The following is an 18837-nucleotide window of genomic DNA, read 5'->3' on the forward strand; positions in this document are numbered from 1 at the left end:
CTCATGCGCCCAAGCGGGACAGGATGGCGGGGCCGAGGTCGGTCACGTCGCCCGCGCCCATGGTGAGAACAAGGTCACCGGGCCTGGCCATTCCGGCGATCAGCTCCAAGATCGCGCTCTTGTCGGCCTCGGGGGTGACCTGGGCGCCGGCGGCCAGGGCGGCGTCGGTGATCAGGGCGCTGGTGACGCCCGGGATCGGGTCCTCGCGGGCCGGGTAGATGTCCAGGACGACGGAGGCGTCGGCGAGGGCCAGGGCCTGGCCCATCTCCGTGCCGAGTTCCTGGGTGCGGGAGTACAGGTGCGGCTGGAAGACGACGAGGATGCGGCCGCCGACCTCCTCGGTGGCGCCGCGGATGGCCTCCAGGTCGGCGGTCATCTCGGTGGGGTGGTGGGCGTAGGAGTCGATGACCTGGACGCCGGCGGCCTCGCCCTTGAGCTGGAGGCGGCGCTTGACGCCGGTGTACTTGCCGAGGGCGTCGGCGAGCTGGTGCGGCGGGAGGTCGAGGGCGACTCCGGCGGCCAGGGCGGCGACGGCGTTGCCCGCGTAGTGCCGGCCGGGGACCGAGACGGTGAAGGTGAGGATCTTGCCGCTGGTCAGGGTGACCGTGACGTCGCTGGCCAGGCCGTGCGGGGTGATCTGGAGGATGCGGACGTCGGCGTCCTTGGCCTCGCCGTAGGTGACGATCTCGATGTCGTCGCGGCCGGCGAGCCGAGCGGTCAGCTCGCGGGCACCGGGGTGGTCGGCGGAGACGACCAGGGTGCCGCCGGGCCGGACGCGGTCGACGAACGTCTCGAACGAGGCGTAGATCTCGTCCATCGAGGCGTAGTTGGCGTGGTGGTCCAGCTCGACGTTGAGGACGATGGCGACCTCGGGGGCGTACTTGTGGAAGCTGCGGTCGCTCTCGTCGGCCTCGGCGACGAAGATCCGGCCGCTGCCGTGCTCGGCGTTGGAGCCCGGGGCGTCCAGGTCGCCGCCGATGGCGTAGGACGGCTTGAGGCCGAGGGCGCCGAGGGAGACGGCGAGCATCGACGTGGTGGTGGTCTTGCCGTGGGTGCCGGCGACGGCGATCGGGCGCAGGCCGTCCATGAGGGCGGCGAGGGCGTCGGAGCGGTGGACGACCGGGATGCCGCGCTGCTGGGCGGCGGCCAGCTCGGGGTTGTCGGAGCGGATCGCGGAGGAGACCACGACGCTGGTGGCGTCGGCGGCGAGGTGCTCGGCGGCGTGGCCGAGGTGGACCGTGACGCCGAGGGCGCGCAGGGCCTGGGCGGTCGCGGAGTCCTTGGCGTCGCTGCCCGCCACCTCGGCGCCGCGCTGCGCGAGGATCTTGGCGATGCCCGACATGCCGGCGCCGCCGATGCCGATGAAGTGCGGCCGTTCCATCGAGGCTGGGATGGCGGGTGCCATGGGTTGCGTCTCCCTGATCGTCGAGCGTGGCGTGCGGTCGTGCGTCCGGTCGTGCGGGGTGCTTGCCGACGATTCTCGCACCCGGCGCCGACAGCGCCGGTCCGCGACCCCGCGCCGGGGTGCGCCGCCGGGCCCGGGCGCCCCGGCGCGGCGCTCAGCGGCGGATCAGGCCCTGGGCGGTGGCGGCGGCGACCGCGGCGGTGCGGGAGTCCACGGCCAGCTTGGCGTAGATGTGGACGAGGTGGGACTTGACGGTGGCCTGGCTGAGGAAGAGCCGCTTGCTGATCGCCGCGTTGGACAGGCCGTCGGCGACGAGCTGGAGGACCTCGGTCTCGCGGCGGGAGAGGGCCGCGGCGGGCGTCCGCATCCGGTCCATCAGGCGCAGCGCGACGGTGGGGGCGAGTGCGGACTTGCCGGCGGCGGCGGACCGCACCGCGGCGGCCAGTTCGTCGGGCGGGGAGTCCTTGAGGAGGTAGCCGGTGGCGCCGGCCTCGATGGCGGCGAGGATGTCGGCGTCGCTGTCGTAGGTGGTGAGGATCAACACGCGCGGCGCGCCGGGGCGGGCGGTGATCTCCGCGGTGGCCCGGGACCCCAGCATCCGGCCGCCGAACTGGAGGTCCATGAGGACCACGTCCACGTCGAGCCGGCCGACCAGCCGCACGGCCTCCTCGGCGGTGGGCACGTCGGCGGCGATCTCGAAGTCCGGCTCGGTCTCCAGGACGGCGCGCAGTCCCGCCCGGACGACGGGGTGGTCGTCGGCGAGCAGCAGCCGGACGGGGGCGGCGGGAGCGGTCACGGGGCGGCTTCCCGGGGGGTCTCGGGGACGGCGGACGGGTCGGGGCAGGGCAGCGTCACGGCGAGCGCGGTGCCCTCCCCGGGGGCGGACTCGACGGCGAGGGTGCCCTGGAGGGCGCGGGCCCGGGCGCGCATCGCGGCCAGCCCGAAGCCGGAGCCGCCGGCGCCGGACCCGGGCGGCGGCACCTCGGTGGGCAGGAAGCCGGCGCCGTCGTCGACGACGTCCAGGGCGACCTCGGTGTCCATGTAGCTGAGGGTCAGCTCGACGCGGTCGGCGGCGGCGTGCTGGACGGTGTTGGCGAGCGCGGACTGGGCGATGCGCAGCAGGGCGACCTCGTGCGGCGTGGGCAGCGGGGCGGGCGCGCCGGAGACCTGGCAGTGCACGGCCAGTCCGGAGGTGCGGGCGGTGGCGGCGCACAGCCGCTCCAGGGCGGCCGGCAGCGACCCGGCCTCCAGGTCGGGCGGGCTCAGGGCGCGGACGAAGCGGCGCGCCTCGGCGAGGTTGTCGACGGCGGCCGTGCGGGCCTGCCGGATGTGGCCGAGGGCGGTCTCCGGGCGCTCCGGGACGGCACGCTCGGCGGCCCGGAGCAGCAGCTGGATGCTGGAGAGGCCCTGGGCGAGGGTGTCGTGGATCTCGCGGGCCAGGCGCTCCCGTTCGGCGAGGACGCCGGCGGAGCGTTCGGCCGCGGCCAGTTCGCTGCGGGCGGCGGTGAGCTCCTCGATGAGGCGTTGGCGCTGTTCGCTCTCCCGGTAGAGGGCCTGGTAGCCGAGGACGACGGCGACCGCGACCGCGGCGCCCAGCACGGGGCCGATGACCGTGCCGACGCTGAGGGTGTGGGTGTGCCAGGCGAAGCCGGCGATGGCGAGGGCCGTACTGGCGGCGACGGTGGGCAGCGCCCAGCGCAGCGGCAGCAGGTGCAGTTCGACGAAGAAGAGCGGGAAGGCCAGCCAGACGCCGTCCGGAGTGAGCCCCAGGAGCACCATCCAGACCACGACGACGACGGCGAGCCACAGGGCGGCGGCGCGCGAGGAACTGCGGACCCGGGGCAGCACGGGGCCGAGGACGTAGAGCGCCAGCAGGACCACGGCGGTGGCGAGCACGGCCGGTGCGGTGGGCCGTTCGTCGGCCACCGCGCGTACGCCGGCGAGCGCGAGCAACGCGGCCACCATCAGGTGGAGGCACAGGCGCAGCACGCGCAGGACGGGGGTGAGGGAGTGGTCGGTCCTGGCTTCTTCGGTCACGGCTCCTTCAGGCTACGGGCGCCGACCGGGCCCGGCATCAATCGAAAGGTGGAGGGCGGGCATCCAAAGGTGGAGGTCGGGGAGCACCTTTCGGTGGCGGCGAACCACTCCTGGGCGCGATGCCCGGCACCCCCGCGGCGGGCGACGGTGGGAGCCAGTCGCCGGGCGGTGGGCCCGGTACCGATCCGAGGATGGCCGAGCCGGTGTTCGTCGCCTGGAGAGACCTGAGATTCGCCAAGGGCAGGTTCGCCCTGATGGGGACCGTCGTCACCCTGATCACGGTGCTGGTGGGGCTGCTGTCCGGCCTGACGGCGGGGTTGGGCCGGGAGAACACCTCGGCGATCACCGCGCTCCCCGCCGACCACCTGGTCTTCGCGGCGCCGGCCGGGGACGGCAAGCCGTCGTTCACCGACTCCCGGCTGCCGGAGCGGACGGTGCGGGAGTGGGCGGGTGTGCCCGGCGTGCGCAGCGCGGAACCGCTGGGCATCGCCACCACGAAGGCCGAGGGGGCCGGCGGGAGGTCGGCCGCGGTGTCGGTGTTCGGGGTGCGGCCGGGGTCGCGCCTCGCGCCGTCCGCGGGGCCGGCCGGCGACGGCACGGTGGTGCTGTCGCAGAAGGCGGCCGCGGAGCTGGGCGCGCGCGCCGGTGACCGGGTCGCGCTGGGCGGCCGGAAGCTCGCCGTGACGGCGGTCTCGGGGGCGGCGATGTACAGCCACACCCCGGTGGTGTGGGCCTCGCTGGACGACTGGCACCGGCTGTCGGGGAGTCCCGGCGGCGCGGGCGCGCAGGACGCGACGGTGCTGGCCCTGTCCACCACCGGGACGGACGGTCTGGCCGCCGCCGACCGGCGGCTCGGCACCCGGACGGTGGCCGCGGCGGACGCCCTGACGGCGATCGGCTCGTACAGCGCCGAGAACGGGTCGCTCCAGCTGATGCGCGGCTTCCTGTTCGCGATCTCGGCGCTGGTCATCGGGGCGTTCTTCACGGTCTGGACGATCCAGCGCAGCGGCGACGTCGCGGTGCTCAAGGCGCTCGGCGCCTCCACCCGCTACCTGCTGCGGGACGCCCTCGGCCAGGCCGTCGTCCTCCTGGTGCTCGGCACCGGCCTGGGGACCGCGGTGGCGGCCGGGGTGGGCGCCGCGGTGGGCGGCACCGTGCCGTTCGTACTCGACCCGTCCACCGTGCTGGTCCCGGCCCTGATCATGATCGCGCTGGGTGCCGTCGGCGCCGCGCTGTCGATCCGCCGCATCACCTCCGTCGACCCGCTGACCGCCCTGGGAAGTGCCCGATGAGCCTCGAACTGACCGACGTCACCCTCACCTACCCCGACGGCGACGCCCGCCTGACCGCACTGGACGCCGTCTCGCTGACCGTGCCGGCGGGCCGCGTGACGGCCGTGGTCGGGCCCTCCGGGTCGGGGAAGTCCAGCCTGCTGGCGGTCGCCGCGACGCTGATCCGGCCGGACCGCGGCCGGGTGGTGCTCGACGGCACCGACACCGCCGGGCTCAGCCGCGGCGAGCTGGCGACGCTGCGCCGCTCCACCATCGGCACGGTGTTCCAGCAGCCGAACCTGCTGCCGTCGCTGACCGCGCTGGAACAGCTCCAGGTGATGGCCCACCTGGACGGCCGCTCGCCCCGTACGGCCCGGTCCCGGGCCGCGGAGCTGCTGGCGGCGGTGGGCCTGACGGAGCAGGCGGACCGGCGGCCGCACCAGTTGTCGGGCGGTCAGCGGCAACGGGTCAACATCGCCCGGGCGCTGATGAACGAGCCCGCGGTGCTGCTGGTCGACGAGCCGACCAGTGCGTTGGACCACGAGCGGGGCGCCGCGGTCCTCGACCTGCTGACCGACCTCACCCACCGGCGCGGCACCGCGACGGTGCTGGTCACCCACGACCGGTCCCACCTGGCCGCGGTGGACGCGGTGGCGGAGGTCCAGGACGGGCGGCTGACCTCAGGGGCGGGCGCCGGGGTGTGAGTCGCGGTGGGGCGGGACGGCGGCGCCGTCCCGCCCCGAGCGCCCTAGTCCTCGCGGTGCGAGAAGGTGGGGAACAGGTCGGGCTTCCCGGGCTGCCGCCCCTTGGCGGGGTCGTCCGTTACGGACTTGGGCTCCTCGGCCTCCGGGGCGCCCCGCCGCGTCCGGTCCCGGCCGGGCTCCGCGTCCCGGCCCCGGTCCTCGTGCCGGCCGCGCTCGCGCTCCGCGTCCGGTTCCCGCTGCTCCGCCATGACGGCCCCTCTCCTCGGTCCTCGATGTCCTCGGCGGCGTCGGGTGCGGCGCCGCCGTCGCTCGGCCGGCGGGGTGGCCCGCCACGGGCCACCCCTCCTGACCAGGAACGCATCGAACCGGAACCGTGGTGGGCTACAGATACCCCGTTCGAGTGGCGCGCCGGCGCGAGATTGACGAACGGGCCGGAACCGGCCGTGGCGGTCCCGCCTCAGGCGCCGCCGGACTCCTGGGGCTGGTCGTCGGCGGCGTGCGAGAACAGCTTCAGGACCGGGACGCCGACCTTGTGGCGGGCCCGCGAAGCCCAGTCGCGGTGGAAGAACTCCTCGACGAAGTGCGGGGCGGTCAGCACGATCACCTCGTCCGCACCGGTCTCGTCGACGACCGACTTCAGCAGGTCCAGCGGATGGTCGTCGACCACCTGCCCGACCGCCTCGGAGCCGGCCGCGCGCAGCGCCGCCAAGGTGTGGCTCAGCCCCTGCTCGGCGGGGAGAACGGCGCTCGCCCCGCCGGGCTCCTCACCCTCCCGCACGGCGTCCTCGAACTCGCCGAGCGCGACGTCGTCGATGGCCCGCAGCAGCACGTCCTGCTTGCCGCGCGGCTGCATGAGGACCACGAAGGACACCGGATCGTCACCGTGCAGGGTCGTGACGAACTCCACGTCGGCGGGCGTCAGAGGCTTCTCGATCATCAATACGCTCGTGAACACGGCGGACGCCCTTCTTCTCTTCCGCACCGTCTGCCACGGTGCCCACAGAAACCATCCTGCCCCGTCGCCACACGGGACCTGTCGGCTTTTAGTGTGCCCAACGGAAGCTAAGCGGAACAGATAATTCCGCTCTTTTGCGGACCGACGGCGCCGTCAGAAGCGGCGGTAACGGGTGAACAGGAACCCGGACTCCTCCAGGACGGACACCAGCCCGAACCGCTCGGGGACCGCGACGGCCGGCCCGTCCATGATCCGCTGGGCATCGCCGACCGCCACCACCGGGGCCAGCGAGAGGCACATCTCGTCCAGCGCCCCGGCCGCCGCGAACTGCCCCAACAGCCGCGGCCCGCCCTCGCTGAGCAGCCGGGTGTGCCCCCGTCCGGCCAGGGCCGCCGCCACCCGCGCCGGCTCGACGCCCCGCCCCTCACCCGCGAAGAGCACCTCGACGCCCGCGGCGCGGGCCGCCCGCACCCGGTCCTCGGGGGCACCCGCACCGGTCAGCACCAGGGTGGGCACCAGCGGCTCGGTGAACAGCGGCAGGGAGAAGTCCAGGTCCAGGCCGGCGGTCACCACGGCGATGGCGGGGGCCGGCCCCTGCCCCGCGGCGGCCCGCCGCTCGGCGAACGCGGCCCGGGCGCGGGCCGGCCGGTAGCCCTCCCGTCGGACCGTCTCCGCGCCCACCACGACCGCGTCCGCGAGCGCCCGCAGCACCCCGAAGATCCGCATGTCGGCGTCCCCGGAGAGGGGCTGCGACCGGCCCTCGTGGTGCGCCGCGCCGTCCAGGGAGGACACCATGTTGGCGCGCAGCCATCCGGGGCGCGCGGACCGCACCGGGTCGTCGGCCGCCGGGTACGCGTAGGCCGCGGCCAGCTCGTCGAGCGTCCACTCGCGGTCGGTGACCCCGTCGTCGGGACCGGCGGTCCGGTCGGCGCCCTCCGGGGCGTCCACGGGGGCGTCCTGGGCCGGTGCGGTCGGGGCGGAGAGGGGGAACAGGCGTCGCATGGGCGCAGTGTGACATGCCTCGCTCAGCGGGTCGGGTGGTGCGTCACAGCGACTAGGCTGGACGGCTGTGTCACCTTCCCAGTCCTCCTCCGCTCCCTCCCCGATAGTCGCGCCCCCGGCCTCGGGGGACGGCGCCGTCGGCCCCACCGCGCTCGCCTCCCGCGCGCCGCACGTCCCGGCCGAGCGCCTGGTCGCCGAGATGGTGCCGCCGCCGCGCTTCCAGGGCGCCCGCTTCGACACCTACCTCCCGGACCCGGGGCAGCCCAGCCAGGCCGGGGCCGTGCAGGTCCTGCGGACCTTCGCCTCGGGCATCGGCTGGGCGGACGCGGAGGCCGGCGGCAGGCGCCGGTGGTTCTCCCGCGCGCCGAAGAAGCCCGCCGCCCCCAAGAGCCCCCGCGGGGTCTACCTGGACGGTGGCTACGGCGTCGGCAAGACCCACCTGCTCGCCTCCCTGTGGCACGCGACCCCCGCGGCCCCCGAGCTGAAGGCGTTCGGCACCTTCGTCGAGCTGACCAACCTGGTCGGCGCGCTCGGCTTCCAGCAGACCGTGCGCACGCTCAGCGCACACCGCCTGCTGTGCATCGACGAGTTCGAGCTGGACGACCCCGGCGACACGGTGCTGGTCTCCAGCCTGCTCGGCAAGTTGGTGGAGGCCGGCGTCGCGCTGGCCGCCACCTCCAACACGCTGCCCGGCAAGCTCGGCGAGGGCCGGTTCGCGGCCGCCGACTTCCTGCGCGAGATCCAGGGCCTGAGCGCCCACTTCCGCGCCCTGCGCATCGACGGCGAGGACTACCGCCACCGCGGCCTGCCCGAGGCGCCCGCCCCGTTCGACGACGAGGCGGTCCGCCGCGCGGCGGACCGCACTCCCGGCGCCTCGCTCGACGACTTCCCGACCCTGCTGGACCACCTGTCGAAGGTGCACCCCAGCCGGTACGGCGCGATGTGCGACGGCATCACGGCGGTCTGCCTCACCGACGTCCAGGCGGTGCCGGACCAGTCGACCGCGCTGCGCCTGGTGGTGCTCGCCGACCGGCTCTACGACCGCGAGGTGCCGGTGCTGGCCTCCGGCAAGCCCTTCGACGCGCTGTTCAGCGACGAGATGCTGCGCGGCGGCTACCGGAAGAAGTACTTCCGCGCCATCTCCCGACTGACCGCGCTGGCCCGGGACGCCAAGCCGCTGATCGCGTAGGCGCCGCCGGGCGGTCAGCCCGAGCAGGCCGTGCGCTGGGCCTCCTGCCACTCGCAGACCGGGCAGCGGACGATGCCGGGGGTGGCCGCCGGGTACGCGGTCGGCTCGCCGCACTCGACGCAGTCGGCGGGCGGCGCCCCCGCGGCGGGGTCGGTCGCCGCCGGACTCCGGTCGGACGGCTCGGGCGCGGGGTGCGGCTCGGGGTGCGGCATGCGCCCGAGCCTACGCCGCAGCCCCGAGCCCCGGAGCGGCCGGAGCGGGCCGGTCAGCCGCGGCGTCCGGCCAGGGCGCAGGCCGCCGCCGCGGCACCGGACGCGAGCAGCAGCGCGGCGGCCAGCGGCAGCCACGGCACGGTGACGACGCCGCGCTCGGAGCCGGTGATCATGCCGGTCAGTGCGGCGTTGGCGGGCGAGGCGCCCAGGACGAGCACGAGCAGCGCCGCGATCAACCCGGTGGGGACGCCCCAGCCGGGGCGCAGCAGCACGGGCCGGGAACACAACGCGCCGATCGCGGTGCCCAGCAACACGCAGACCAACGCCGTGCACGACCCGGCGACCGTCGCGGGCACCATCGGGACGGCGAGGCGGTGACCGGTGGAGTGCGGGTCGGAGAGCAGCGCCACGAAGGCGGTGCCCACGAGCGCGAGGAGCAGTGCGGCGCCGGCCGCGGCCAACAGGGCGGCCAGGTGCGCCCGGCCGGGCCCGGTGGCGGCCACGGTGCAACTACGGGCTGCCGGCGGCTCGTTGGTGACGCAGATCCGGGTCAGCCAGACGGTGACGGGCAGCAGTCCGCCGGCGGCGTAGCCGTAGGCGTCCAGGATCGGGCCGCCGGTCTGGATGCCGACGGCCAGGAACGCCGCGTGGACCAGGAGCGGCGGCAACCAGCGGTAGGACCTGGCGAGCAGCGCCGCCTGGTAGCGGACCAGGGCGGTCAACGGGGCGGTCATGGGCGGGGGTTCCCTCCGGGGACGGCGGCGTCGGGGCCGGGCCCCTGGGCGGCGGTGACCGCGCGGACGTGCCAGGGCGGGCGCGCGGTGAGCAGGGTGCGCAGCAGCGCGTCGGAGTGGGCGGCCGGGACGGTCAGCCGGAGGGTGCCGTCCGGGCCGGGCGCCAGGTCCGGGGCGCCCGGGAGGTCGGCCGGCGGCGCGGCGCCCGGCGGGCCCTCCGCCTCGATGACGGTCCGCGGGCCCGCCTGGAGGGGCGCGTCGGCGGTCGCGTCGGGGGCCTCGGGCCGCAGGTGCCCGTCCGCGACGCGGAAGCGGCCGTCCGCGGCCCCGGCCAGCCGGCGCGGGTCGTGGTCGACGAAGACGACGGTGCCGCCGGCGGCGACCCGTTCGGCGACCGCGCGGTCCAGGACGTCCCGGGCCGCCGGGTCCAGGCCCGTCCACGCCTCGTCCAGGACGAGGAGTTCGGGGTCGGCGAGCAGGGCTTGGACGACGGCGACCTTCTGGCTCGTCCCCTTGGACAGTTCGGCCATCGGGGTCCGGGCGTGTCCGGCGGCGCCGAAACGGGCCAGCCACTCGGCGGCCCGGCCGCTCGCCTCCGCGGTGCGCAGCCCGTGGACCCGGCCGAGGTGGGTGAGGTAGCCGGCGGCGGTGAACGGCAGGGCCGCCGGGAACCGCTCGGGGACGTAGGCGGTGCGCGGGCGCCCGGTGATCCGACCGACCGTGGGCCGGTCGATGCCGGCGAGCAGCCGCAACAAGGTGGACTTCCCGCTGCCGTTGGCGCCCTCGACGCGCAGCAGGGCGCCCGCCGGCACGTCGAGCCGCACCTCGCGCAGCACCCAGGGCCCGCGCAGCCCGTAGCGCCGTCCCACCCCGTCCAGCCGCATCCACTGCCCCGTCTGCCGCGGCATCGACCGCACCTCCCCCGCTCCCCCGGTCGCTCGCCGGCTCCCCGGCCGTGGCCGACGGTAGCCGGGGACGGGGTGCGGCGGGGCGCCGGGAGCGGATTTCCGCGACCGCGGGCGGTCGCCGGGGAGTGTCGGTGGCGGCTGGCAGACTGAAGCACGTGACCACGACCGAGACCGCCGGCCAGGCCGGCGCGCACCACGACCCCCGCCCGACCGACGCCCCGCGGCCGGACCGCACCGAGGAGACCGCACCGGAGTACGTGCTGCCGCTCGTGGTGCGCCTGGAGCGGGACGCCCCGCCCGGGCGGACGGACGCCCTGGAGGCGGCCGCGCGGGCGGTGCTGGTGCTGCTCTCGGACGAACGGGCCCTCGGGACGGGCGAGTGGGCCCAGGCGGTGCACGGCTGGCAGGACTCCCGGATACGCAAGGTGGTGCGGCGGGCGCGCGGTGCGGAGTGGCGCCGGGCCGCGGCCCTGCCCGGCATCACGGTCACCGGCCGGGAGGCCGAGGTGCGGGTCTTCCCGCCGGTGCCGCTGGACGGCTGGCCGAAGGACCTGGCGCGGCTCCAGGTCTCCGGGACCGAGCTGGCCGATCCGCAGGCCCCCGGGGAGCCGGCCGCCGGCACACCGGTGCTGTGGCTCAACCCGGCGCTGGAGATGTCGGCGGGCAAGGCGATGGCGCAGGCCGGGCACGGTGCGCAACTGGCGTGGTGGGCGCTGTCCGCGGCGGACCGGGAGGCATGGCGCGCGGCGGGGTTCCCGCTGACCGTGCGGACCGCGCAGCCCGCCGCGTGGGCGGGGCTCGCCGGCGGCGGGCTGCCCGTGGTGCGGGACGCCGGGTTCACGGAGATCGCGCCGGGCTCGTGCACGGTGGTCGCCGACCACCCGGCGCTGCGCGGTACGGCGCTGCCGGCGGGCCGCTGAGCGGGGCGGGGCGGCGTTCCGCTCCCCCGCCGGCGGTCGGGGGCCGGTCGGGACATACCGTGTGCCCATGCTGACCTCGCTCATCGGCTTCACCGTGGTCGCCGCGCTGCTGACCGTCTCCCCCGGCCCCGACTTCGCGGTGGTCCTGCGCACCGCGCTCGGCTCGGGGCGCCGGGCCGCGCTGTGCGCCGCCCTGGGCATCGCCGCCGGCTGCTTCGTGTGGGGGCTGGCCGGGGCGGTGGGGCTGACCGCGATGCTCGCCGCGTCGAAGGCGGCGTACGACGCGCTGCGGATTGCCGGTGCGCTGTATCTGGTGTGGCTCGGGGTGCAGGCGTTGCGCAGCGCCCGGGCCCGGCGCGGCACGGAGGGGGCCACGGCGGCGCCGGACGCGACGCCGGACGCGCCGGGGGACGGCGGGGCGCCCGCGGTGCCGGGCGGCCCGTGGCGGGCCTTTCGCGGCGGCCTGCTGACGAACGTCCTCAACCCCAAGGTGGGCGTGGTCTACCTGTCCCTGCTGCCGCAGTTCATCCCGCACGGCGCACCGGTGGTCGCCACCACGATGCTGCTGGTGACCGTGCACGCGGTGCTGGGCGTGCTGTGGCTGGGCGGGGTGACCCTGGCGGTGCACCGGGCGCGGGCGGTGCTACAGCGCCCGCGGGTGCGGCGGCGGCTGGACCAGGCTACCGGCGGGGTGTTGGTGGCGCTCGGCGCCGCGGTCGGGTTCGAGGTCGCCGGCTGAGCGGCCACCGGGGAGGCCCGCACGGGACGGGTCCCGTCCGGCCCCCAGTAGCCCAAGCTCAAATCAACCTCTGAACCGCTCGGCCGTGCGGTTAAGCGGCCCGCGCGCGGTGAGGAGTACCCCGACCAGGGGAGCGAAAAGGGGGAGCCGTGCGCTTGGGGACCGGAATCGGCTGGCGGCCGGAGATCGCCGCGGAGATCGCCGCGCTGCCCGGGGTGGACTGGGTGGAGGTGGTCGCCGAGAACGTCTGTCCCGGCCGTCTCCCCGACGCCCTGCGGGAGTTGCGCGAGCGCGGCACCACGGTCGTCCCGCACGGGGTGTCGCTCGGGCTCGGCGGCGCGGACCGGCCGGACGCCGGTCGGCTGGCCGCCCTCGCCGAGCGGGCCACCGCCTTGGACGCCCCGCTGGTCACCGAGCACCTCGCCTTCGTCCGGGCCGGCGGCCCGCTGACCGCGTCGCCGGTGCTGGAGGCCGGGCACCTGCTGCCCGTGCCGCGCACCCGGGACGCGCTCGACGTGCTGTGCGAGAACGTCCGGATCGCCCAGGACGCGCTCCCGGTGCCGCTGGCCCTGGAGAACATCGCCGCACTGTTCGCCTGGCCCGGCGAGGAGCTGACCGAGGGCCGGTTCCTGGCGGAGCTGGTCGAGCGCACCGGGGTGCGCCTGCTCATCGACGTCGCCAACCTCCACACCAACCACGTCAACCGCGGCGAGGACCCGGCCGCGGCGCTCGACGAGCTGCCGGTCGAGGCCATCGCCTACGTCCACGTCGCGGGCGGCGTCGAGCGCGACGGGGTGTGGCACGACAGTCACGCCCACCCGGTGACCCAGCCGGTCCTGGACGTCCTCGCGGAGCTGTGCGCGCGCATCGATCCGCCCGGGGTGCTGCTGGAGCGGGACGACGACTTCCCCGAGGGCGGGGCGCTGGCCGCCGAACTCGACGCGATCCGCGCCGTGGTGGAGGGGGCCCGTCGTGTCCCGGCGGCCTGAGGCGGCAGCGGGTGCCGAGCGGTCGGCGGCGGACACCGGTGCGGCCCGCGAGCGGCTGGCCCTGGCGCAGGCCGCGCTGCTGTCGGCGCTGGTGGCCGGGACGCCCGCGCCGGAGGGGTTCGACCGGGCGCGGCTGCGGGTGCAGAGCCGGGCGTTGGCCGGCAAGCGGGCGTCGGTGGTGGCCAAGGTCGCGCCCGAGCTGCCGGAGTTCCTCGGCGACGGCTACCGGACGGCCTTCCTCCGCTACGCCCACGACCGCCCGATGCACGGCGGCTACCGCCAGGACGCCCTGGACTTCGCCGCGTTCCTGCTCGCCCGGGGCGCGCCCGAGGACCCGGTGGCACGGCAGCGGCTGGCCAACTGGTGGCGCGACCGGGCCGGGCCGCGGCCGCCGTCCGCGCGCCCCGTCCCCCGGCTCGCCCGGGCCGCCGCCCGCCGGATCCGGACCCTGCGGCGCGGGTGAGGCGGCGCCGGCCCGAAGTTCCTGGCCCGCGCGGGCGGTTCGGCCTGCACCGACACATCTCGGCCATCCGTCCGCGCTGCGAGAAACTCCCTGGCGGCAGGGGCCGCCGTCCCGTAGAACCTCCGCCATGTGGCTCCTCTTCCTCCTGCTCGCCTGGGTCGCCGCGGTCGTCTCCTGCGTCCGGGTCTGCCGCACGGCGCTCGCCGCCGGGCTGGCCCTGCACCACGGCGCGGACGCGCCCCCGGACACCGCCGCGCGGGCCGATGACGCCGGTGCCGACGCCGGCCTGACCCTGTACGAGACGGCCTACCTCGCCGGCGGCCCGCACCGACTCGCCGACGTGGTACTGGTCCTGATGGCCCAACAGCGGCGGCTGCACCTCGCCCACACCGGCTGGGCCACCGTCGTGGACCCGGTCGGCCAGGACCCCGTCGAGCGGGCCGCACTGAGCGCCATAGGCCCCGAGGGGCAGCGCCGCATACCGGCCGTGCGGCGCGCGCTGACGAGCGCCGAGGCGGTCCGCGGGCTGGCCGACCGACTGGTCCGCGCCGGGCTGGCGGCCCCCACCGCGGTCCGCACCGGGATCGGCACCGCGGTCCGGCACGTGCAGCTCGCCGCCCTCCTGGTGCTGCTGGCCGCCGGCGCGACGTATTGGGCGGCGCCGGCCGGCGAGGTCGACCGGCTGGTGCTGGCCTGGTTCGCGCTTCCGTTGGTCCTGACCCTCGGCACCTGGGCCGTCGCCCGCGCCGAGGCCCACCCGTACACCGCGTGGGCCACCGAAGCCGGCTCGGCGCTGCTGCGGCACGAGCACCCCGGCGGGCCGGCGAGACGTCCGGGACCGCCGCCGGCCGAGCCGACCGGACTGACCGGGCTGGCGCTGTTCGGGCCCGCCGCGCTCGCCGATCCCGGTTTGCGCGCGGCGCTCCACTCTTCCGGGGCATAGCGTCCGACACCGCCGTAGGGTGCTTTACTTTGCCACCAATTGGCCGAACTATCCCTTTTGTATGCCCACCGTGCGGCCCCGTGCGGGCGAGCCCCACTCCGGGGCCCCGCACCGCGCACCGCGCACCATACGAAGGGACGGCTCGTGAGAGCACTTGCGTTGTACGGCGCCCTCGGGTCGCTGGTCCTGACCGGCCTCGCCTCCCCACCGGCCGGCGGCGCCGCCCGCGACCCGGCCGCGCCGCCCGCCCCCGTCCACCCCCTCACCTTCGGCCGGTGCGCGGCCGCGGAGCACCTCCCGCCCACCGTCGAGTGCGGCACCCTCACCGTCCCGCTCGACTACGCGCGCCCCAACGGCAAGAAGATCAAACTGACCGTCAGCCGGGCCCGCGCCACCGAGCCGGGGGCGCGGCAGGGCGCCCTGGTCTTCAACCCCGGCGGACCCGGCGCGTCCAGCATGCAGTTCCCGCTCTACGGTGCGCTGCCGCACTGGCAGCGCACCGCCCGCGCCTACGACTTCGTCGGCTACGCACCGCGCGGGGTGGGGCGCAGCGCCCCGCTGTCCTGCCAGGACCCGCAGGAGTTCGCCAAAGCCCCCACGGACAGTCCGCGCTACCCCAGCGACGCCTTCAAGCGGCAGAAGGTCGCGGAGGCCAGGGCGTACGCCCGCGGCTGCGCCCAACGGGCCGGCGCCGACCTGCCGTTCTACAACTCGATCAACAACGCCCGAGACCTGGACATGCTGCGGGCGGCGCTCGGCGAGAAGAAGCTGACGTTCATGGGCGCGTCCTACGGGACGTACTTCGGAGCGGTCTACGCGACGCTGTTCCCCGGCCACGTCCGTCGGATGATCTTCGACAGCGTGGTCAACCCGGAGCCCCGGCAGATCTGGTACCGCAACAACCTCGACCAGAGCCTCGCCTTCGAACGCCGCTGGAACGACTGGCTGCGCTGGGTCGCCAAGCACCACGACACCTACCACCTGGGCACCCACAAGGAGGCCGTGCAGCACTCCTACGACACCGCCCTGGCGCGGCTGCGGCGCACCCCGTTGAACGGGAAGATCGGGCCGGCGCAGTTGCAGGCGGCGTTCCTCAAGACCGGCTACAACGACGCGTTCTGGTCGATGCGCGCGGACGCGCTGTCGAAGTACCTGCACGGCGACGCCAAGCCGTTGGCCTCCCAGGCGACGCCCACCGGCGACGGCAAGGACGACGAGAACGCCAACGCCGTCTACACCGCCGTCGAGTGCAACGACGCGGCCTGGCCGCGCGACTGGCGCACCTGGGACCGGGACAACACCTCCCTCGCCCGCACCGCGCCGTTCGAGACCTGGGACAACGTCTGGATGAACCTGCCGTGCGCCTTCTGGCCGGACCGCCGGGAGTCGGCGGCGGACGGCGCCGAGGAAGCACTGCGCACGGCCACCGACCGGGCGGCCAAGGGCACCTCGAACGGCGGCGAGCTGGCCGACGCCTACGGCAACGCCGCCGCCACCGAGTTGGACGACGCCCTGCGCGGTCAGCGCGGCCCGCTCAACATCCGCACCGAGCCCGGCGCGCTGCCGCCGGTGCTGCTGCTGGCCGCCGAACGGGACGCGGCCACGCCGTACCCGGGCGCGCTGGAACTCCAGCGCCGGCTGCCCGGCTCGTCCCTGGTCACCGAGCGGGGCGCGGGCACCCACGGCGTCGCGCTCGGCGACAACGCCTGCGTGAACGCCCACGTCGAGGCGTACCTGCTGCGCGGGAAGGTCCCCGGGCACCGGGTGTACTGCGCTCCGCGGCCCGAGCCGGTGCCGGGGCAGCCGCTGCGGCGGGCCCGGCCGTCGCTGATCCCGACGGCGAAGGGGCGCTAGCCGCCCCGTCCCCGACCGTCCACGACCGACGGGCCGTCCCTGCGGGGCGGCCCGTCCGTGCGTGCGCCGGGGCGCCGGCCGGTCAGGCCAGGCCGGCGACCAGTTCGGCGACCGCCTTGCGGCGACCGGTGTAGAAGGGGATCTCCTCGCGGACGTGGCGCCGCGCCTCGGAGGCGCGCAGGTGCCGCATCAGGTCCACGATGCGGTGCAGTTCGTCGGCCTCGAAGGCGAGGATCCACTCGTAGTCGCCGAGCGAGAACGACGCGACGGTGTTGGCCCGGACGTCGGGGAAGCCGCGGGCCATCTTGCCGTGGTCGGCGAGCATCCGACGGCGGTCCTCGTCGGGGAGGAGGTACCAGTCGTAGGAGCGCACGAACGGGTAGACGCTCACGTAGTCGCGGGCGTGCTCGTCGGCCAGGAAGGCCGGGATGTGCGACTTGTTGAACTCGGCGGGGCGGTGCAGCGCCATGTTCGACCAGACGGGCTCCAGCGCGCGGCCCAGGCGGGTGCGGCGGAAGCGGTTGTACGCCTCCTGGAGGTCGTCGGAGTTCTCCGAGTGCCACCAGATCATCACGTCGGCGTCGGCGCGCAGGCCGGAGAGGTCGTAGGTGCCGCGGACCACCACGTCCTCGGCGGCGAGTTGCGCGAACAGCTCCTCGACCTCGTCGGCGTAGCCGGACCGGTCCTCGGGCAGGACGTCGCGCAGCTTGAAGACCGACCAGAGGGTGTAGCGGATGACCTCGTTGAGGTCCTTGGCCTTCTTGCCGGCGTGGGGAATCTTGGCGGAGTCGGGGGTGGAAGCGTCTGTCATGTCGTCCATTCTCACTCGCCGCCGGCGGCGCCCGCCGCCAGGGTCCGAAGGATCTCGTCGGCGGCCCGGCCGGCGGAGCCGATGCACGCGGGAATGCCGACGCCGTCGTAGAGCGCGCCGCAGACCCGCAACGGGCCCGGCAGGCCGGCGACCGCGGCCCGGATGCGGGCCGTGCGGTCCACGTGGCCGACGGCGTACTGCGGCAGCCCGCCGTCCCAGCGGGTGACCGCGGACGCCACCGGCCGGGCGGCCAGCCCGACCGCCTCGCCGAGGTCCGCCAGGGAGAGGCCGACCAGCGCGTCGTCGTCGCGCCCCAGGTCGGCCTCGTCGCCGTGGCGGCCGAGGGAGGTGCGCAGCACGAAGAGGTCCGGGTCGGCGTCGGCGATCCAGTTCCACTTGTGGCTGGCGAACGTCGACGCCTTGATCCGGTGGCCGTCGACCGGCGGCACCAGGAAGCCGCTGCCGGCGGGCACGGTGGCCATGTCGGCGCGCCGGAAGGCCATGGTGACCAGCGCCATCGAGGCGTACTCGACGGCGGACAGCTCGTCGGCGGCGGCCGGGCAACCGACGCGCAGCAGCCGTTCGGCGGCCGCCGCGGGAGCGGCCAGGACCACCGCGTCGGCGGTGAGCGTGCGCTCCCCGGCCTCGACGCGCCAGCCGTCGACGGCGGTCCAGTGCAGTGCGCGCACCGGCGTGCGCAGCAGGATCTCGCCGCCGGCGCGGCGCACCGCCGCGGCGACCGCGCCCGGCAGCGTCCCGATGCCGCCGGCGATGCCCATGAAGACCGGGCCGCTCGCGGCCATCCCCTCGGGGACGGCGGCCTGCGCACGGTCCTGGAGACCGCGGACGCCCTCGATCAGCGAACCGCCGCGGCGCGCCGCTTCGAACAGCTGCGGGACCGCGGCGCGCATCGAGATGCGGTACGCGTCGCCCGCGTAGACCCCGCCGAGCAGCGGCTCGACGAGCCGGTCGACGACCTCCCGGCCGAGCCGGGCCGCGACGTACTCACCGACGCCGACGTCGGTGCCGATCTCGGTGGTCGGCAGCGTCCGGTCCGCTTCGATCCGTGCCAGGCCCTCGGGGGAGAGCACGCCGGAGGCGGCGAGCGGGCCGAGGTCGCCGGGGACGCCCATCACGTGCCCCTTGGGCATCGGGCGCAGTGCGCCGCGGGTCCACAGCGAGGCGGTGGCGGTGCCGGGCGGCTGGAGCCGGTCGCCCAGGCCCACGGCCCGCGCCAGTTCCACCGCCTCCGGCCGCCTGGCCAGCATCGATTCGGCGCCGAGATCGACCGGTACGCCCGCGATCTCGCCGGCCAGCAGCTTGCCGCCCAGGCGTTCCGACGCCTCCAGCAGGGTCACCCGGGCCCCGCCCGCCAGCAGTCGGTGGGCGGCGGCCAGCCCCGCGATGCCGCCGCCGATGACCACGACATGACCGGGCGCCCGGCCCGTACCGCTGTGCGCTGTGCTCATGCCGCCCACTCTCTCAGAGCCGGTGCGGGCCGCCCGGCGCCGGGTTCCCGGTCCCGTCCGGGTCCCGGACCGTGACCCCTTCGACACCTCCGCACGGCAACCCCCGCCCGGGGCGTCACGTCGAACCGGCGTCACGTTCCGGCCACGGACCGGGCCGCCCGGACGCCGCGCGGCCCGGCGGCCGAACACGCGCGAAGCGGAAGGGGAACGGCCGGTGGAGTGGGGAGCGCGA

The 18837-nt window shown here is 76.0% G+C and carries 18 protein-coding genes and 1 pseudogene; 8 read left to right on the forward strand and 11 right to left on the reverse strand.

Features of this window, described 5'->3' with window-relative positions; all coding sequences use genetic code 11:
• Window position 1 precedes the first annotated feature (1 nt).
• From murC to ABD385_RS22025, 3 genes are all read right to left on the reverse strand, one after another.
• The gene (murC, locus tag ABD385_RS22015; protein ID WP_344578771.1) at window positions 2-1405 is read right to left on the reverse strand and encodes a UDP-N-acetylmuramate--L-alanine ligase; all 1404 of its coding nucleotides are present in this window, start codon (window positions 1403-1405) and stop codon (window positions 2-4) included.
• Between the two features lie 154 nt (window positions 1406-1559).
• Window positions 1560-2201, reverse strand: a complete 642-nt coding sequence (locus ABD385_RS22020; RefSeq protein ID WP_344578773.1) for a response regulator — start codon at window positions 2199-2201, stop codon at window positions 1560-1562.
• Window positions 2198-3442 carry a sensor histidine kinase gene (locus ABD385_RS22025; RefSeq protein WP_344578775.1) on the reverse strand — a complete coding sequence of 415 codons (1245 nt, stop codon included), beginning with the start codon at window positions 3440-3442 and terminating at the stop codon, window positions 2198-2200. Before ABD385_RS22025 ends, ABD385_RS22020 begins: the two co-directional genes overlap by 4 nt.
• A 203-nt stretch (window positions 3443-3645) precedes the next feature.
• Between ABD385_RS22025 and ABD385_RS22030 the strand changes: the two genes are divergently transcribed.
• Window positions 3646-4734: an ABC transporter permease gene (locus tag ABD385_RS22030; RefSeq protein ID WP_344578869.1), complete on the forward strand. Its 1089-nt coding sequence runs from the start codon at window positions 3646-3648 to the stop codon at window positions 4732-4734.
• On the forward strand, window positions 4731-5417 hold the full coding sequence (locus tag ABD385_RS22035; RefSeq protein WP_344578777.1) for an ABC transporter ATP-binding protein: 687 nt from the start codon (window positions 4731-4733) through the stop codon (window positions 5415-5417). The genes ABD385_RS22030 and ABD385_RS22035 overlap by 4 nt, the downstream gene beginning before the upstream one ends.
• A gap of 44 nt (window positions 5418-5461) precedes the next feature.
• Here the strand turns inward: ABD385_RS22035 and ABD385_RS22040 are convergent, their stop codons facing one another.
• The 3 genes from ABD385_RS22040 to ABD385_RS22050 form a co-directional block, all read right to left on the reverse strand.
• Window positions 5462-5665 (reverse strand): hypothetical protein, encoded by a 204-nt coding sequence (locus tag ABD385_RS22040; RefSeq protein ID WP_344578780.1) that lies wholly within the window; start codon window positions 5663-5665, stop codon window positions 5462-5464.
• Between the two features lie 209 nt (window positions 5666-5874).
• Entirely contained in the window at window positions 5875-6354 is a 480-nt protein-coding gene (locus ABD385_RS22045; RefSeq protein ID WP_344578783.1) for an indole-3-glycerol phosphate synthase, read from the reverse strand.
• Window positions 6355-6525: 171 nt separating this feature from the next.
• Window positions 6526-7374 (reverse strand): dihydrofolate reductase family protein, encoded by an 849-nt coding sequence (locus tag ABD385_RS22050; protein ID WP_344578786.1) that lies wholly within the window; start codon window positions 7372-7374, stop codon window positions 6526-6528.
• Window positions 7375-7441: 67 nt separating this feature from the next.
• Here ABD385_RS22050 and zapE point away from each other — a divergent pair, with 67 nt between their 5' ends.
• Window positions 7442-8563 carry a cell division protein ZapE gene (zapE, locus tag ABD385_RS22055; RefSeq protein WP_425585451.1) on the forward strand — a complete coding sequence of 374 codons (1122 nt, stop codon included), beginning with the start codon at window positions 7442-7444 and terminating at the stop codon, window positions 8561-8563.
• Window positions 8564-8577: 14 nt separating this feature from the next.
• Here the strand turns inward: zapE and ABD385_RS22060 are convergent, their stop codons facing one another.
• The 3 genes from ABD385_RS22060 to ABD385_RS22070 are packed head-to-tail and all read right to left on the reverse strand — an operon-like array spanning window position 8578 to window position 10417.
• Window positions 8578-8775: a hypothetical protein gene (locus tag ABD385_RS22060; RefSeq protein ID WP_344578787.1), complete on the reverse strand. Its 198-nt coding sequence runs from the start codon at window positions 8773-8775 to the stop codon at window positions 8578-8580.
• 53 nt (window positions 8776-8828) lie between these two features.
• On the reverse strand, window positions 8829-9509 hold the full coding sequence (locus ABD385_RS22065; protein WP_344578790.1) for an ABC transporter: 681 nt from the start codon (window positions 9507-9509) through the stop codon (window positions 8829-8831).
• Window positions 9506-10417 carry an ATP-binding cassette domain-containing protein gene (locus ABD385_RS22070; protein WP_344578793.1) on the reverse strand — a complete coding sequence of 304 codons (912 nt, stop codon included), beginning with the start codon at window positions 10415-10417 and terminating at the stop codon, window positions 9506-9508. The genes ABD385_RS22065 and ABD385_RS22070 overlap by 4 nt, the downstream gene beginning before the upstream one ends.
• 155 nt (window positions 10418-10572) lie before the next feature.
• On the opposite strand from ABD385_RS22070, the gene ABD385_RS22075 reads away from it, so the two are divergent.
• The 5 genes and pseudogenes from ABD385_RS22075 (at window position 10573) to ABD385_RS22095 (ending at window position 16325) form a co-directional block, all read left to right on the forward strand.
• The gene (locus tag ABD385_RS22075; protein ID WP_344578796.1) at window positions 10573-11337 is read left to right on the forward strand and encodes a peptidyl-tRNA hydrolase; all 765 of its coding nucleotides are present in this window, start codon (window positions 10573-10575) and stop codon (window positions 11335-11337) included.
• A 67-nt stretch (window positions 11338-11404) separates the two neighbouring features.
• Window positions 11405-12076 carry a LysE family translocator gene (locus ABD385_RS22080; protein ID WP_344578798.1) on the forward strand — a complete coding sequence of 224 codons (672 nt, stop codon included), beginning with the start codon at window positions 11405-11407 and terminating at the stop codon, window positions 12074-12076.
• Window positions 12077-12225: 149 nt separating this feature from the next.
• A pseudogene (locus ABD385_RS22085) lies at window positions 12226-13528 on the forward strand (MbnB/TglH/ChrH family RiPP precursor modification enzyme).
• Window positions 13529-13655: 127 nt separating this feature from the next.
• Window positions 13656-14471 (forward strand): TIGR04222 domain-containing membrane protein, encoded by an 816-nt coding sequence (locus ABD385_RS22090; RefSeq protein ID WP_344578801.1) that lies wholly within the window; start codon window positions 13656-13658, stop codon window positions 14469-14471.
• A gap of 144 nt (window positions 14472-14615) precedes the next feature.
• Entirely contained in the window at window positions 14616-16325 is a 1710-nt protein-coding gene (locus tag ABD385_RS22095; protein WP_344578804.1) for an alpha/beta hydrolase, read from the forward strand.
• An 82-nt stretch (window positions 16326-16407) separates the two neighbouring features.
• Here the strand turns inward: ABD385_RS22095 and hemQ are convergent, their stop codons facing one another.
• Window positions 16408-17145 (reverse strand): hydrogen peroxide-dependent heme synthase, encoded by a 738-nt coding sequence (gene hemQ, locus ABD385_RS22100; RefSeq protein WP_344578808.1) that lies wholly within the window; start codon window positions 17143-17145, stop codon window positions 16408-16410.
• A 2-nt stretch (window positions 17146-17147) separates the two neighbouring features.
• On the reverse strand, window positions 17148-18692 hold the full coding sequence (gene hemG, locus ABD385_RS22105) for a protoporphyrinogen oxidase (RefSeq protein ID WP_425585452.1): 1545 nt from the start codon (window positions 18690-18692) through the stop codon (window positions 17148-17150).
• Between the last annotated feature and the right edge of the window lie 145 nt (window positions 18693-18837).

The organism is Streptomyces lunalinharesii (genome assembly GCF_039532155.1).
In the GTDB taxonomy this organism is placed as follows: domain Bacteria; phylum Actinomycetota; class Actinomycetes; order Streptomycetales; family Streptomycetaceae; genus Streptomyces; species Streptomyces lunalinharesii.